At 68.5% G+C, this 14,799-nt stretch carries 13 protein-coding genes; 10 read left to right on the top strand and 3 right to left on the bottom strand.

Annotated features, from left to right (window positions below):
• Positions 1 to 39: 39 nt before the first annotated feature.
• Complete coding sequence (locus BN1701_RS19815; RefSeq protein ID WP_054051019.1) at positions 40 to 1,272, top strand: patatin-like phospholipase family protein; 1,233 nt, start codon at positions 40 to 42, stop codon at positions 1,270 to 1,272.
• Positions 1,273 to 1,590: 318 nt separating this feature from the next.
• Positions 1,591 to 1,809 carry a hypothetical protein gene (locus tag BN1701_RS35740; RefSeq protein WP_157368097.1) on the top strand — a complete coding sequence of 73 codons (219 nt, stop codon included), beginning with the start codon at positions 1,591 to 1,593 and terminating at the stop codon, positions 1,807 to 1,809.
• Between the two features lie 222 nt (positions 1,810 to 2,031).
• Here BN1701_RS35740 and BN1701_RS19810 read toward each other — a convergent pair whose 3' ends face one another.
• Complete coding sequence (locus tag BN1701_RS19810) at positions 2,032 to 3,321, bottom strand: helix-turn-helix domain-containing protein (protein ID WP_157368096.1); 1,290 nt, start codon at positions 3,319 to 3,321, stop codon at positions 2,032 to 2,034.
• A gap of 179 nt (positions 3,322 to 3,500) precedes the next feature.
• Here BN1701_RS19810 and BN1701_RS19805 point away from each other — a divergent pair, with 179 nt between their 5' ends.
• The 6 genes from BN1701_RS19805 (at position 3,501) to BN1701_RS19780 (ending at position 10,705) form a co-directional block, all read left to right on the top strand.
• Positions 3,501 to 4,091 carry a hypothetical protein gene (locus BN1701_RS19805; RefSeq protein WP_231949655.1) on the top strand — a complete coding sequence of 197 codons (591 nt, stop codon included), beginning with the start codon at positions 3,501 to 3,503 and terminating at the stop codon, positions 4,089 to 4,091.
• A gap of 85 nt (positions 4,092 to 4,176) precedes the next feature.
• Positions 4,177 to 4,971, top strand: coding sequence for a hypothetical protein (locus BN1701_RS19800; RefSeq protein WP_054051013.1), 795 nt, complete (start codon positions 4,177 to 4,179; stop codon positions 4,969 to 4,971).
• A 13-nt stretch (positions 4,972 to 4,984) separates the two neighbouring features.
• On the top strand, positions 4,985 to 6,286 hold the full coding sequence (locus BN1701_RS19795; RefSeq protein WP_054051011.1) for a hypothetical protein: 1,302 nt from the start codon (positions 4,985 to 4,987) through the stop codon (positions 6,284 to 6,286).
• A gap of 22 nt (positions 6,287 to 6,308) precedes the next feature.
• On the top strand, positions 6,309 to 8,189 hold the full coding sequence (locus BN1701_RS19790; RefSeq protein ID WP_054051009.1) for a hypothetical protein: 1,881 nt from the start codon (positions 6,309 to 6,311) through the stop codon (positions 8,187 to 8,189).
• A gap of 81 nt (positions 8,190 to 8,270) precedes the next feature.
• Positions 8,271 to 9,179, top strand: coding sequence for an amidohydrolase family protein (locus tag BN1701_RS19785; RefSeq protein WP_197672118.1), 909 nt, complete (start codon positions 8,271 to 8,273; stop codon positions 9,177 to 9,179).
• Between the two features lie 74 nt (positions 9,180 to 9,253).
• Positions 9,254 to 10,705 (top strand): peptidoglycan-binding protein, encoded by a 1,452-nt coding sequence (locus BN1701_RS19780; RefSeq protein WP_231949654.1) that lies wholly within the window; start codon positions 9,254 to 9,256, stop codon positions 10,703 to 10,705.
• On the opposite strand, the gene BN1701_RS34440 is transcribed toward BN1701_RS19780, so the two are convergent.
• Complete coding sequence (locus BN1701_RS34440; protein WP_157368094.1) at positions 10,617 to 12,011, bottom strand: sigma 54-interacting transcriptional regulator; 1,395 nt, start codon at positions 12,009 to 12,011, stop codon at positions 10,617 to 10,619. The genes BN1701_RS19780 and BN1701_RS34440 overlap by 89 nt on opposite strands.
• A gap of 350 nt (positions 12,012 to 12,361) precedes the next feature.
• Here BN1701_RS34440 and BN1701_RS19770 point away from each other — a divergent pair, with 350 nt between their 5' ends.
• Together BN1701_RS19770 and BN1701_RS19765 are read left to right on the top strand one after the other, a co-directional pair.
• Positions 12,362 to 13,201, top strand: a complete 840-nt coding sequence (locus tag BN1701_RS19770) for a hypothetical protein (protein WP_157368093.1) — start codon at positions 12,362 to 12,364, stop codon at positions 13,199 to 13,201.
• A complete protein-coding gene (locus BN1701_RS19765) occupies positions 13,198 to 13,440 on the top strand; it encodes a hypothetical protein (RefSeq protein WP_054050999.1) in 243 nt (80 codons plus the stop codon). Before BN1701_RS19770 ends, BN1701_RS19765 begins: the two co-directional genes overlap by 4 nt.
• 523 nt (positions 13,441 to 13,963) lie before the next feature.
• Here the strand turns inward: BN1701_RS19765 and BN1701_RS19760 are convergent.
• On the bottom strand, positions 13,964 to 14,794 hold the full coding sequence (locus BN1701_RS19760) for a thiopeptide-type bacteriocin biosynthesis protein (RefSeq protein WP_054050998.1): 831 nt from the start codon (positions 14,792 to 14,794) through the stop codon (positions 13,964 to 13,966).
• Between the last annotated feature and the right edge of the window lie 5 nt (positions 14,795 to 14,799).

Raw genomic sequence — 14,799 nt, 5'->3', positions numbered from 1 at the left:
GGTGCTGTTCGACCTCGATCGCGATAGTGAGTTGATTTCATGTCCGAACCGAGCGATTCGAGCGGCTGGGTTGTAGATTCACCGGCCAACGGTGCGGGTCTTCAGCCGCGACCGTGCGGCGATCAGCGGCGTCCGGCAGAGCCTGCGGAGGCCGCTAAGCCGCTGGCGGTGACGTTGTCCGGCGGTGGATTCCGGGCGACGCTCGCGGGACTCGGCGCACTGCGGCTGCTTGCCGACGTTCAAATGCTGAGCCAATTACGATACCTGTCGTCCGTCTCCGGCGGGTCGATCACCAATGCCGCCACCGCCGTGGCTTGGCCCGGATTGCGTCAGCGCGGATTCATCGGGTCCGCGTACGACGAGTTGGTTATCGATCCAATTGTTCAACGAGTCTCGAAGCGCTCGCTGAAGGTGTCGCTGGCCCTCGGCGTGTGGCGGACGGTCGGTCCTGCCACCCGTACTGATCTGCTCGCTCGACGATTCGACCAATGGTTCTTTCATGGCGCCACGCTGGAGAGTCTCGATCCCGAGGTGCGCTGGATCATCAGCGCCGCCAACCTTGTCACCGGCGTTCGGTTTTCCCTAGAACGGGACGTGGTCGGTGACTACACAACCGGCTTGATAACGACCGCGGGTACCGGTCTGCGCCTGAGCCTGGCTGTCGCCGCATCCGCGGCCGTGCCCGGGGCGTTCGCTCCCGTTGTTCTGGACCGGCTCCGGTTCCCGTGCTCAACTGCGGCGCCGGTGCTGGTCGATGGTGGCGTCTACGACAATACGGGTCTCGAAGCGCTCGACAGCGATCGGTATAGCCAGACGTTCCTGGTGACGATGAACGCCGGAGGCCTGCTTCGCCCAGGTTCGTATGGGCGAATTCCGGTTCTCCGCGAACTGGCCAGGGCGAACTCGCTGCTGTACCGGCAAAGCACGGCACTTCGGACTCGCCGTATGGTGTCGCTCTTCGAGCGCGGGCGCGCCATCCCTACCGACAAGCCGGTTCCTGCGGACGGACGTCGTGGCGTGTTGGTCGGACTGGCAACCGACATACCGGACTCCACCTCCACTTTGGATGCGTGGCGCCACGCGCATCCCGAGCATCGAACGGTCGGCGGGGCCGACCTTTCGCTTGTGCCGACGGTGTTCGACAAGGTGGACTCGTCGCTGTGCCGAGCCCTGATCTATCGCGGTTGGTGGCTTGTCGGTGCGGCACTCGCTTTGCACCATCCCGAATGCTTGCCCGAACCGGAAGCCCTTACCGCGCCGCGTCTCAGTTAGTGCGGACGCTGTCCAAGTCGGACAGAACCTGGACATCTCCGCGTCGTCGAGTGGTCGGCTGACGTGCGATCCAGGACCCTGTATCTGTCACGGGATTGTCAGCGAAGTACCGGTGAGCGGTCTGGGGTTCCGCTGCTCATCGACACCGTTTGGCGGTCGGTGCCCGGCAGTTCCGGGCACGCCGCTACGTCACCCGATCCGGTGACACCGGTCCGGTTGGGCGGTGATGGGTGTTGGATCTTTGCTGATGGTCGTGCCTTGCCTGGCTGCGGGGCAGAACGCGGATGTCTGGCCTGGTGGGTACCGACGCGGCCGGACGTGCGTTACGCGAGGCTGCGGTGCGCAGGCTGGCGTTGCCCGCTCAGTGGCTCAGCCGCCTGGTGGCGTGATCGGTTCCGGATCGACGAGCGGATGCGGGTGCGGCTGGCGTACTGGCGTGGCAATGCCGCGGCCCTGCACCGGGAGCTGGTGGCCGAGCAGGCCGCGGTCGGCGCGGCGGCGCCGAGCTGGAGACGGTGCAGCGGCGATCCGCCCTGATCTGACGTCGGATGGGCGGGCCGGGCGGCGCCAAGGCGAGCGGAAACGCCGGAAGTATGTGGCCGAGTGGATGGTCGGCAGGGTCGGCACGTGGGTGCGGCTGCGGTACATGCCGCACCGCGAGCACGAGGTGGAGGTGTTCGATGCACACACGGGCGCACCCTGGGCGCGGCGGTACCCAGACTCGCAGACGTTGTCGTGTCACCGTGCAAGCCTCTCATCTCAGCTCAGCACGTGCTCTCTGACAGGGTGGGCGTCATGTCGTCGGTGGTACTGGTCGGGGATGCCCAGCTCGGCGCGATATTTGGCAACCGTTCGCCGCGCCGCCCGGTGGCCTCGTTGGGCGAGCGCGATGGCTACGTCGGCGTCGGACAGCGGCGCCGCTTCGTGGTCGATGACCTCGCGAATGCAGTCGTGAAGATCGCTGGGGGCGCCGAACAGCGAAGCGAGCGCGACGGTTTCGCCGGAGGGAATGGAGACCCGTTTGCCTGCGACGACTCGACTCACCGTTGATTCGTGCAGACCGACTTCGGCCGCGATCTGTCGACGGGTGAGCTTTCGGTGCTCCGCTGGGCCGTGGATCACTCGGGCCGACTGGTGTGTCACGACGGCCTGGCTGACCATCAGCAATGAGTGCTCCCGCTTGTCGAGTGCCTCGATGAACCGGCTTGCTCGGATGAGCTCGCCGCGCACCGCCGGGTGGTCTCCGACCGCACGGTAGGAGTCCGCCACCCGCGCCGCCGACCACGGACCGGGAATGACGGTGGTGTGCAGCTGCCCGTGGTTGCGGTGGACCACGATGTCGACCGGGTCGACCGGCGCTACCTCCGCCTGCTCGAACACGGCGGGGACCATGTTCACCCGAAGCCAGGCGAGAGCCGGGCGGAACCGGATCGGCGTCTGCCGGCCTTCGGCCAGCTCGGCGAGACCCCTGGCAAGCAGCTCGTGCAGCATCTGCGGCATACCGAGCTCCTCTCCGGTGGCGACCGCCTGCAGCTGGATGCTCTCTACGAGGTCACGTGCGCACATGCCTGCGAAGCCCGCCCGCCGCAGCGTGCCGATGGCCGCTAGAACGTCCTCGGCGGACACGCCCAACCGATGCGCGATCGCTTGCGGCGACTCGTCGAGTACGCCGTAGTCGTCGACGTCGGCGACCAGGTATGCGGCGATGCGACGCCCGGCGGCGGGCAACGCCGCTGCGCAGTCGCGAAGCATCTGGTCGCGAGGCGTCGTGCAGGTTCCAACGGTGTCCAGTGGCGCGGGGTGGGCGGGGTCCACGCACCGCAGGCAGTGGCGGCGCCAGATCGGATGCCCGCACCCCGGACAGGTGTCGGGGTCGCCGATCTCGAGCGCCGGGTTCGCGGCGACCTCGGCGTCCAGTCGGACCTGAAGGTCGCACACCGGCAGCGGGAGCAACTCGCTGAGCAGCAACTGCGCCGGACCGACACGAAACTCCATCCGCGCCCGCAAGTCCATCCGGAGCGCGGGCTGCCGGGCGGTGAACACGTCCACGCGCACATGGTGCGGCCGCGCGGCGCGACTCCCCAAGACCGCGAACCCAGCTTCGGCGTGGGGTCGGTGCGCCGAATCGCAGTTCGCCGCCGCGCGGTCGCCCGGGGGTCTCGAGCCGGCATGCGATGTGCAGCTACCTGAGTGAACCAGTCGACATGTCGCACGGCGAGGAGATCGCGATGCACGACCTGGACAGGGCCATGGGTGAACCGGCCGACGGGCGGTTCGACCATGCCGAGCAGCAGGAATTTCTCGAGGTGCTCGGTGAGCTGCTGGGTTCCCGGCCGGGCCACGTCGGCATGACCTCCCAGCCGGCCGGGCGGTGGTTCAGCCGGGCAGTCGGTGAGACGGAGCTGGCGGCGGAATTGCTGGAGGCGCACGAGACCGGCGAGCTGGACCGGTTCCTCGGCAGGCTGGTCGGCCGGGCCGCCGGTGGGCGGCACGACTTCGTACGGTCGGACACCGGACGCGCACTCACGGGCATCCTCCGGCAGGCCAGTCGTGCATTGCCTGCGACAGGCATGTCGGCAGGCGCGGTGTTCGGCCTGGAACTCGAAGGCCTGTCCCAGGAGGACAGCGAATTCGAGACGGCGAAGGCGTTCGTGCGATTCGCCAACGCTGCCGTTGCCAGGGCAGTCGAAGCACCACTCGACGCGCGGCCCATGACCGTCGCCAAGGCCGCCGTTTCCAGCGCCGCCCATCGACACGCGCCCGGGCTGGCTGCCCTCGCGGCGGGCGGTGCGCGAGCAGGCGGCAGCGGCCGCGGATAACGACACGGCGACCAGATCGTGAACCACATCGAGTGATCAGCCGACGCGGCAGGCGGTCGCGTCCCGACGAGCAGGAGCAGGACGGATGAGCGCGTTTGAGACCCAGGAGTGGGAAGGCTTCGAGACCCCCGGTGAGTGGGAAGCCTTGGAGTGGGGGGAGATGGGCCAGCTCGAGAGCCAGGAGCACACCCTCGGTGAGATGTTCGGCGGCGAGATGGAGTCGCTCGGCGAGATGCAGGAGTTCGAGCTGGCCAACGAGCTGCTGGAGGTCGCCAGTGAGGAGGAGCTCGAACAGTTCCTCGGCAAGCTGCTCAGGGGCGCGGCCAAGGCGGCAGGCGGGATGCTCAGGTCGCCGATCGGCCGGGCACTGGGTGGCACGCTGAAGGGCGTTGCCAAGGCGGCGTTGCCGATGGCGGCGGGCGCACTGGGCAACATGGTGCTGCCGGGCATCGGCGGGATGGTCGGCTCGCAGCTCGGCTCGATGGCAAGCAAGATGTTCGAACTGGAGTTGGAGGGACTCGGCGAGCAGGAGGCCGAGCTCGAGGTGGCCCGGCGCTACGTGCGTTTCGCGACCGCTGCGGCTCGAAACGCCGCCCGCGCACCAAGTGGTGCGCCACCGCGCGCTGTGGTTCGCGCCGCCGTGCTGTCCGCGGCCCGCAGGCACGCCCCTGGCCTGGTCCGTCGCCCGCCTGGCCGCTGGAACTCGCCACATGGGCCTCGGCAAGGCGGCTACGGGTTCGGCGCCGACGGCGCCGACGGCATTGAACCATCCTTCATGGACAGTGATGCCGACCTCGACGCCACTGATGCCACGAGCGGAACCGCGCAGACCGGGCGGTGGGTCCGGCGCGGTCGCAAGATCGTGATCCTCGGCGCGTGACCGGGGTGCGACGGTGAACTCCCAACCTGCCACGCCTGCTGCCTTCCTCGAGCAGGAGGCTCGCGCGTTGCTCACCCGGTTGGATCGGGTGCGCCCGTTCGTCCTGCACGAGACGATGGTCTCGGCGGCGGCCCCGCTGCCGTCCGCGCTGTCCGCCGTCGAGCGGTTCCTGCTCGACGGCCGGGCGGTGCTTCGCGATCAGGTCACCGAGTACCTGCGCTGGTTGGCAGGCCCTGGCCGGGCTGTCGCGCCGAGCGAGCAACAGCAGCGCTTCGCACTGATCAGGATGGCGTTCAACGACATCCTGAACCAGTTCGACCTGTTCACCGAGGCGATCACCCAACGCAGCGAGTTCCAGACCGGTGTGTGGCTGTCCGGTTTGGACCTGCTGGCGACTGATGCACTGCGGCTTCCCGGCGGCTACTTCGAGCCGCCGCCGGTTATCTGTTATCTGGCTCGGGGCCCGGGGGCGGCCATCCGCAGGGCGCGGACCCGGCTACCCGGCGGCGGGTCCAACCCGGTCGCGCTGATTCGGGTACCTCGGGAACGGATGATCGGTCACGGCATCGCGTCCTCGCTCGTGCACGAGGTCGGTCACCAGGCGGCCGCACTGCTCGACCTGGTCGGCTCGCTGCGCCAGACGCTGCGGGCCGCGCAGGCCAGTGCCGTGGGCCCCGCCGGTGCGGCGTGGCGGAGCTGGTCGAGGTGGATATCGGAGATCGTCGCGGACCTCTGGTCGGTTGCCAAGCTCGGGATCGGCTCCACGCTGGGCCTGATCGGGGTGGTCAGCCTGCCACGCTGGTTCGTGTTCCGTCCCAGCGGTGACGATCCCCATCCGGTTCCGTGGATTCGGGTGCAGCTCAGCTGCGCTATGGGCGACGCGCTCTACCCGGACCCACAGTGGCGGCGGCTGGCCGCCATGTGGTCGTCCCTGTATCCGCTCGCCCAGGCGCCGGCTGGCCTCGCATCGCGCCTTGCGGCGCTGCTTGGCCACGTGCCTGCGTTCATCGACACACTGCTCGACCACCGCCCGCCCGCGTTGGGTGGCGCGGCCCTGGGGACGGCACTGCACCTGCCCGATCGGCAGCGCGCCGAGCTCGAAACGAACTTCCGGGCATGGCCACATGTCCCACAAGCACTGCGCGATGCCCCGCCTGCGCTGGTATTCGCCGCAGTCGGCCAAGCCCGGGCGGACGGCGTGATCAGTCCCGAGCAGGAGAGCCACCTGCTCGGTGCGCAGCTAACCCGATGGGCGGTGCGCAGCAGCCTGGATACCTCCGTGCTCTGCGCCCGGGCATCGACATTACCGATATGACGAGGCGATGAGGAGACACCCCGTGTCCAGCAAGACGTTCACGCTCAGGGGATTCCCGAAGGATCCGGTCCAGGTCGGCACCACGGTGCGGTTGGAGGCGCTGGTCAGCGGCAAGCTGGCTGACGCGGGGAGGTACCGGGTCGACTGGCGGATCGTCGGCCCGCGGTCCGACGACGAGCAGCAGCTCAGTGACCGCGGACCGAAGATCGACTTCGCGCCTGGTGCCCCGGGTGCCTACACCGTGTACGCCACGCGGTCCGAACGCGACGCCGGGATTCCAACAGGCGACATCGGCGGTGACATCGGCGGAGGTGAGGACGGCGACCTGTTCGACGGCGGCACGGGTGGCGCCGGTGACACCGCGTTGCCCAACGTGGTCCGTGCCGCGCGCTATGACGGCCCGGACAACCTGGAGACCGACGGGTGGGAGATCACCGCGCAACTGACGGGCGTGGTCAGCCCGGAGGGCACCGTGCCGGTCAGCCTGCAGCGCACCGGTGTGACCCCGACCTCCGATCAGGTGCTCTGGACGATCATCCGCAACCGCACGAACGCGATCGCGTTCCGGCACTACAAGCAGTTCATCGACGGCGTCATGTGCCGCGCGGTGGATGTGCGCAACCGCAACGGCACCGGGCACGTGCTGAATTTCACCGGCACCCAGGCTTACCAGGTGCTCAAGCAGGCGACCGACGCGTTCCTGATGCAGGAGTGCGGCATTGTCGAAGGTGATGCCTGTTCGACACCGACAGCGTTCCTCGACCCCGAACTGATGGAGCATGAGCTCGCGTCCGGGTCACTGGAAGCGACCCGCTTCCTCGGCGAGGAACCGCACCGCTACGGCCGCTCGAGGCCGGTCACGCTGGACGATCTGCGGACGATGCGCGGCCTGTACTACGACCGACTCGGCGAGGACGGCGCGATCACTCTGCCCTACCTGCGCGTCATCAGGGACCGCCTGTCCGACATCCCGCTGAAGAGCCCGGGCGAGATCACCGACAACTGCTACGGGATTCTCCGCTCGCGGCTGACCGGACCGCTGGCCATGGAGTTGATCTGGTCGTACTGGCACGAGGAGGGCATGCTCGTGCAGGCGATCAACGCGATCCTCGCGCGGTTCCAGAACCGGCGCACCGTCCACGGTGTCGACCCGCTGGCCCGCTTCGACCTGGATCCGCTCCGGCCGCTCGCCAACCTGTTCTGGGGATGGGCGGAGGATGAGTTGCACCGGCTGACCGTACGGAGGCGGGCCTTCGAATACGACCACGAGTACGGACTCACCCTGCTCGGCCGCGCCGTTTCCCGACAGGCGACGGTGGACAGCCGGTCCCGCTTCGTCGAGTCGTTCCACACCCTGCTGCACAACTGCTCCCTGTTCTTCAAGGAGGACGACGACACCACGGTCCTTGCCGACGGGTTCCCGCTGCTCAACGCGCTGCGCGAGACGCACCTGATCCTCGCCGAGGGCGCGCACAACCAGTTCGGCGACCTTCCGTCAGCCGCCCGCGCGGAAATGCTGATCATGGAGTGGCTGCTCGCACGGCCGGAGATGCGCGAGTTCCTCGGCGGACGGGCGATGGTGCCCTACGAGGAGGAGTGGATGGACCGGGTCGACACCATGAAGCAGTTGCAGGGGTGGGCGAACACCAGCGTCACGCACACCAGGGATATGGGTGTCTTCGGTGAGCAGCTGCTGCTAGGCATCCGCTACGGCAACTGGAGCGTGGTGAACGACCCACAGCAAGCAGCCAACTGGGCACGCTACTGGCGGCCGGAGATCCAGCGGTACACCCACGCGTACCGTGCGACAACGGGCGTCGACCTGACCGAACGGGTGGACGCCACAGTGCCGGGGTTCCTGCTGCGCAGGCGCATGGACGTACACATGCGCACGATTCGCTGAACGGGCGTGTCGCCATGCTGGACGTCGCCTCGTCGCCGGTTCTCGGAATGCGCGGCTTCGCAATCGCGATCGAGCACTCCGGTGCTGAGATGGATCGTGCCGGTGGTCCGGTGGGGGCCGAATGGCCTGAGCATCGGGGACTGGTGCTCCGTGTGGGCTGACTACCCGGTCGTCGACTGTCACTGCCACGCGGGAACCGGCGACGGGCTGACCGGCCCGTGGGACACCTCGGCGCCGCTGCGCGACTACCTACGCCGGGCATCAGCCGCCCGCATCGATGGCACCGTGCTGTTCGCCCCGTTCAGCTCCGACTACGCCTTGGCCAACGCCGAGGTGGCACGGATCGTCGCCGCGAGACCGCGCCGGTTCGTCGGGTTCGCGTTCGTGCACCCGGAGCGCGACCGCGGGCGAGTAGCGGAGCTGGTCAGCCACGCGGTCCGCGGCTACCGGTTCCTCGGCATCAAGGCCCACCGGCACGACGGGCGGCTCACGCGGGAGGTCTGCGCGGTCGCAGACCGGTGGCGGCTGCCGGTTATCTACGACGTGATGGGCGACGTCGCGCCCATCGAGATGTTCGCCGGGCAGTACCCAAGGGTGGCGTTCGTGATCCCGCACCTCGGCAGCTTCGCCGACGACTGGCGGGCCCAGCGCGCGTTCATCGACGTGCTGGCACGTCACCCCAACGTGCACACCGACACCTCCGGGGTACGACGGTTCGACCTGCTGGTGGAGGCGGTGCGCAGGGCGGGCCCGCACAAGGTGCTGTTCGGCTCGGACGGGCCGTGGCTGCACCCCGGCGTCGAGTTGGCCAAGGTGCACGCGCTCGACCTCACCGCGGAGGCCATGCGGCTGGTACTCGGCGGCAACGTGTTGCGCCTGGTCGCGAGGGTGCGCACCGGCACCCCGCTGCCCGCCCACCCACCCGCAGGCCGATTGCCTGCCGATACCGACCCGTGGGACCGGCTGGTTCGGCTCGGTCGCACAGACTGATCGGAGTCACCCCCATGACACAGTGCCCGAACCGACGCCCGCTAGCCGGAACCTGGCACCGCCACGGTGCGGTGTTGCTGCTCGACGACCCGTTCGCCGCGGCAGGCCTGCAGGCGGAAACCGATCCCGGCGGCGGAGGTCCCGGGGCCTCACCACCCCCGAGCGCCGAACAGCTGGCGCTGCTGCGGACGTTCCTCGGCCGCAATGTGGCCGGAGCGCACTGGCGCATGGCGAATTTCCTGGTTCCGCCGGGGCTGACTAGGCGGACCCTGCTGTGGTATCGGGCACTGGCCCGCGGCGCGCTGGTCAACCCGGCGAAGGCCACCCCTGTGGCGCGGGCAGTGCAGACGCTTCGGCTGCGGCTCGTGGACCGCGCTCTCGACACGGTCACCGACCAGGAGCACCGTGAGATGGCCTCGCCTCGGGCGGACCGGCGGTTCCCCGCCTATGTCCGGTGGGTGCAGAACAGCCTCAACGGGCTGACCAGCGCCGGGCTTGCCGCCGACGGCATCATGGGCCCGCTGACCAGAGGTGCCGTGCGCTCGTTTCAGCGCCGCAGGCGCCTAGTGCCCGACGGGATCGTCGGCCCACTGACCGAGCGTGCGCTGGTCGACGCGGGAGCGACAAGCCCACCGAGGCCGGGCCGACCGCAACCGTCCCGACGACAGCCGGACCCGGTCGCACCGCGATCGCCCGGTTCGCCCGTCTCGCCGGTGGTGTTCCCGCCGTGCGTGGAGGTTCCCGCCGTCACCGACACCCGCAGCTGCGGCGAGGCGCTCATCCAGCCCACGCGGTTCGCCGGACTGGCCGCGGTCCGGGACTTCGCTCGCTCGCTCGCTGCCTGCTACGCCGAGCGCACCTTGGCCGCGAATCCGCGGGCTGGCGCCCCGGACGCCGCACGCTACCTCGCCTACCTCGACAACGATTTCGCGGGAACCATTCGTGGCGCACATGGCCGGTACGGTGATCGGCGCGGGCTCGCGGAGATCGCACGGGGTTGGATGTTCGGTCAAAGTGAGCGGCTGGAGTTCCAGACCAGAGGCACCGCGGGCCGACGACTTGTCGACTTCGCACCTCCCTCCAAGCCTGCGGGCGGCGATGCCCTCGAGCCGATCGAATTGCCGGGCACCGGTACACCCGTGCAGGCACTGACCAACCGGTTCCTGCGGGCGCTGCGCGGACGCCATCGGACCGTGACCGCGGGCAACTACGCAGGTCACGGTGGGGGTTCGTTCGACAGCAGGGGTTATTCGGTCGATCTGTTCCTGCCGCCCCCGCTGGACGGCCGCGGGTTCTACCGCCCGGCGGAGGCGATCACGTTGCTGCTCGCGGTGAACGCCGCAGCGGCCGACGTCGGCGTCCGTTGGCGCGCGCTGTACAACGACTACTCGGTCGCTGAGGCGATCAACAGGCACACCGGCGTTCGCAACGTGGTGTTCATGGGTCAACCAAGGACCGGAGCGCGTCCGAACCTGAACTGGCACGGGCCGCTGGTGCTGCATGTGCATCTGGACATCGCGCCGTAGCCTCCGACCGGTCGGTTCGTGATTGCGCACGCCATTTCTGCACCATTCGGTCGGTGACGCCCAGTTGTAGCGCGGCCTGCTGCAGGTCGTCCCCGCAGCGACGTACCGCGAGCCGTACCGCGGCGTCCGCGGCCGAGTCTCGGATCTCTCGGTATCCACGGCCCGCTTTCAGGGCCGCGCCCACCGCCTCCTCCAGCAGCACCCGGATCGTGCGGTCGCCCTCGGCGGGCAGGTCGATGGGGCGTTCCTCGTCGGGCACGTCGCCGGGAGTGATCGGGCCCGGTCCGACATGCCGGGCGGCGATTCGAACCGCGAGCTGCCGCAGGTCTCGCACGTTGCCCGGGTAGTCCCGCCGCTCGAGCAGTGCGCAGACGGCCGGGTCCAGCTGCGGGACGCGTCCCCCGCTCTCCTTGGCGAGGAAGTGGTTGAACAGCTCGAGTATGTCGCCCCTGCGCTCGCACAGCGGCGGCAACGCGACCCTGTTCGCGGCCAGCCGGTGGTACAGGTCGAGCCGGAACCGCCCCGCCCGAATCTCGGCGTCCAGATCCCGATTCGTCGCGCAGACCAGCCGGAAGTTCGTGGCATGCCAGGTATTGCCGCCGACCCGCTTGAACGTGCCTTCCTGGACCACCCGCAACAGTTCGGCCTGCAGCGGCATGGGCAGTTCCCCGACCTCATCGAGGAACAGCGTGCCTTTGTCGGCTGCCGCGAACGCGCCGTCGCGTGCGTTCGCCGCGCCGGTGAACGCGCCGCGTTCGTGCCCGAAGAACTCGCTGCCGGACAGGGTCGGGACCACTGTCGTGCAGTCGAGTACGACCAGGTCCCCCTTGTCCTGACGGCGGTCGAGATGGTGGAACAACCGCGCGACGAGTTCTTTCCCGGTGCCGCTCTCGCCGGTCACGAGGAGGGTCGTGCGGGTGAAACGCGCGACCTCGACCACGTGACGTAATGCCGCCGTCCAGGCCGCACTGCGCCCGACGAGCTGACCGCGGACCAGATCCGAGCTGACCTCCGCGTCCACCTCGGCCCATCTGGCGAGTCGGGCGACCACCGCGGCCCCCGGATTGTTCTGCGGAGCCCAGGAGACGACATCGCACGCCCCGCTGGACAGCAGCCGCCAGCACATCCGCGCGCGGCAGCCGCGCGCGCCTGCGATCACCAGCACCCGGCCGCCTTCGTCGGCGAGGTCCTCGACCGCGTCGGCCGTGGTGTCATCCGGCTCGGCGCTGATGCACAGCCGCGGGGCCGCTCCTTCCCCCGACGGCCGGCCCGTGCGCACCGTCCGCCTGCCGTTCTCCACTGTCACGGCACGTCTCAGCAGGTCAGATCGCACGGCTGCCGCCAAGGCGGCGTCGCGTTCGCCGACCAGATGAATCGTGCAGTGAATACAACACCCCCCGCATCGGATCCCATCCAGACGGTAGCCGGGCGGTCACGAACCCCATAGGGACGAAAGCCTTGTGCTCGGCGGGTATTCGGCGTATCACAGGTGCAGGGACGCAGGCGGCCGTGCCTGCGGCGAGCGCCCTGTTCACAGTCGAGCGACATCAGAATTGTTGGCGTGACCTGAGGATCCCCCGAGCGCGTGGGGCACGTCCGCCACGATTCGTGATGTGCGCATCACTCACAGCCACCCGTCACGTCAGGAGTTCTGTCATGCCCAAGACCCCACCCACCAGTCCACCCAGCGCCGTTTCGAGGGTGCCACTGGACCTGCCGCGGATGCCCCTGCCAGGCCTTGCCGTGGTCGGCCGCGACAGCGTCGCCGCGTCAGGTGTCCTGATGCTCACCCACTTCTACGTGACGCGGTTGCGCTTCTTCGAGGCCGTCGACACGGCCAGGCGAATGCTCGACACCGACCGGCTGTGGATCAGCGACAAGGATTTGCTCAACCTGCTGTATTGCTGGCCCGAGCACTACCAGCGAATCAGCGAACTGCACCGGGCACAACTCGAGGCGAGGATCCTCGGCATACCGCATCCCGATGTCGCCAACGAGTCTCGCGACCAGATCATCCAGGGCCTGCTCGTCCGAGTGCTCAACGCGTTCGGCCAACCCGACGGGCGCGTCCGGCGCAGGCGCGCCGACGAGGTCGACCTGACGTCGGCTGTATCCGCGGTACGGTCACGCCTGGCTGGATCAGTGTCCGGACTCGGCACGATGCAGATCCGCGACCTACGGACACAGCTGACCGCCGCCACCGACATCCTCGCCGGACTGGCCAACCCACTGCACGTCCGGCGCCGGTCCGCCACGGCGAAGGGCAACGTGTGGGCCTCGCTGAACACACTCGTCGGCCAAGCGCAGCGTACGGACGGGGTGGACATGTACGCCGCTGCCGAACAGGCCCGTGCGTGGCGGCGCATCTGGTTGTTGCTGGAAAATCACGCTGGTGGGCCGCCCTCGAAGGGACAACGGCGCGCGGCGATGTTGTTGCGTCCGGCACCAAGTTGGCAACCTGGAAAACCCGGAGCGGGGCTGGAGACGGTGCGGTGATCCACATCGCGGTGCGGCTGGACGGTGCGGCGACCACCGCCGTGGCACTGGCATGTCTGGTGCTGCTGCACACCGGGCCTGCGCTCGCCGCATGGCCTGGCCGAGTCCGCGCGGCCTGGTACCAGGCGCGCACAGAGGCCGAGCACGCGCAGCTGGCATACCTGCGCGTCGCTGCCGCCCACGTCGGCACTGACGAACTGCCGGTCGGAGTGCGAAAGGTGCCGCCGTTGGACAATTGACGGCGGCTCAGCTCCATCGACGGCACCACATCTACGAGATGTCGCCGCCACGCTGTACCTGGAAACCGGCAACTGAGGTTCCGAGGAGTCGGACACCGATTCAGCGAACGTTCAGAGGTGTCCCCGCGATCGGGGTTGGAGCCATCTGGGCTTCAGGTCGGCGACTCGTTGTCGAGGGCCCGGTTGTTGTCCTGTGCGCCCTGCAGTTGCTCATGGAGCTGGCGGTTGTTCTGACCGAGTTGGCGGATCTGCTGCTTGAGTGAGGTGTTCTGGGAGAGGATGGCTAGATGCCGTTCTCTGGTTGGTCGGCCTCCAGGTCGCAGATCGCGCCGAGCAGCCGCCCGATGTTGTCGCGCTGTGCGCGGATCTCCTCGTTGGCGACTCACCCTGGAAGATGTCGCAACCGTCGCGTCGTAACGGAACCTATTTCGACTCAGGCGGCATAGTCGTACCCGCCGAAGGAAGCGCCATTGGACGCTACGAGCCTGGTCGGCGGTGGACAACGCGGTGGTCGAGGCGTCGTTCAACGTCGAGTTCGCGAAGTACTGCGCGAGCGGCACTTCGGGGACGTGAGCCCATCGAGGATGGTAGTTGTGGCTGTGTTCGCGAGGCGGTGTTGGTTGCGATAGTTGACGCCCAGTCGGTTCCAGTGGAACAGGATGTGGTGCGCGAGCACCGCCCGGAGTCCTCTGTGGAGTTTCCCGGTCCGTGAGAGTCGGCCCAGGTGTTCTCCGGCGGTGTAGAAGGTGCTGATCCAGCCGGAGATCTGGTTGAGGGCGTTCCTGGGCTTGGGGGAGTTGGGGGTGGTGTCGGCGATGAGGAGGCGGCGCATGGCTGTGGTGTCGTGGCTGATGGGATCTGTGTTTAGGCGGTTGTGGGCGACGCGGGCCCAGGTGTCTCCCTGCTCGTACCAGTCCAGTCCGGCGCCGCGCATGAGGGTGGCGCAGAGCAGGATGGTCAGTTCGTGGCGCTGGTCCGGTTCTGGGGTGCGGGCGAGGTGGTCGAGGATGTGGTGGCTGTCGTGGTGGAAGAGGGTGTGGGCGAGGTCCATTGCGGGTTCGCCGCCGAAGGCGTGGGTTTCGGGCTCGTAGATCGTCATGGTCCAGCCGGCGAGTAGGCCAGTGTCGCGAAGGTCGTCGAGCGCGTGGTGAACGACCGGGTCGCCGTTGGGGCGTGTGGGGAGCCATCGGATGCGCCAGGTCGGTGCTTTGCGGATGAACCACCAGGCGGTGATGTCGTTGTTGTGTTCGGCGGTGGTCATGAGGGGCCGCAGGCGGTGGACGGCGAGGTGTTCGGCTGTCGTGTAGTCGGTGAGGTGAAGGACGGCCTGGCTCCACGGGAGCTGGGGTCGCACGGCGG

The organism is Alloactinosynnema sp. L-07 (genome assembly GCF_900070365.1).
Taxonomy (GTDB): domain Bacteria; phylum Actinomycetota; class Actinomycetes; order Mycobacteriales; family Pseudonocardiaceae; genus Actinokineospora.
The sequence above is the reverse complement of the archived record's forward strand: the minus strand, read 5'-3'. Positions and strand labels throughout refer to the sequence as shown.

Excerpts from the sequence above, each read along its gene's own strand:
- BN1701_RS19815 (WP_054051019.1), top strand. The coding sequence starts at position 40 with ATGTCCGAACCGAGCGATTCGAGCGGCTGGGTTGTAGATTCACCGGCC.
- BN1701_RS19800 (WP_054051013.1), top strand. The coding sequence starts at position 4,177 with ATGAGCGCGTTTGAGACCCAGGAGTGGGAAGGCTTCGAGACCCCCGGT.
- BN1701_RS19770 (WP_157368093.1), top strand. The coding sequence starts at position 12,362 with ATGCCCAAGACCCCACCCACCAGTCCACCCAGCGCCGTTTCGAGGGTG.
- BN1701_RS19805 (WP_231949655.1), top strand. The coding sequence starts at position 3,501 with ATGCACGACCTGGACAGGGCCATGGGTGAACCGGCCGACGGGCGGTTC.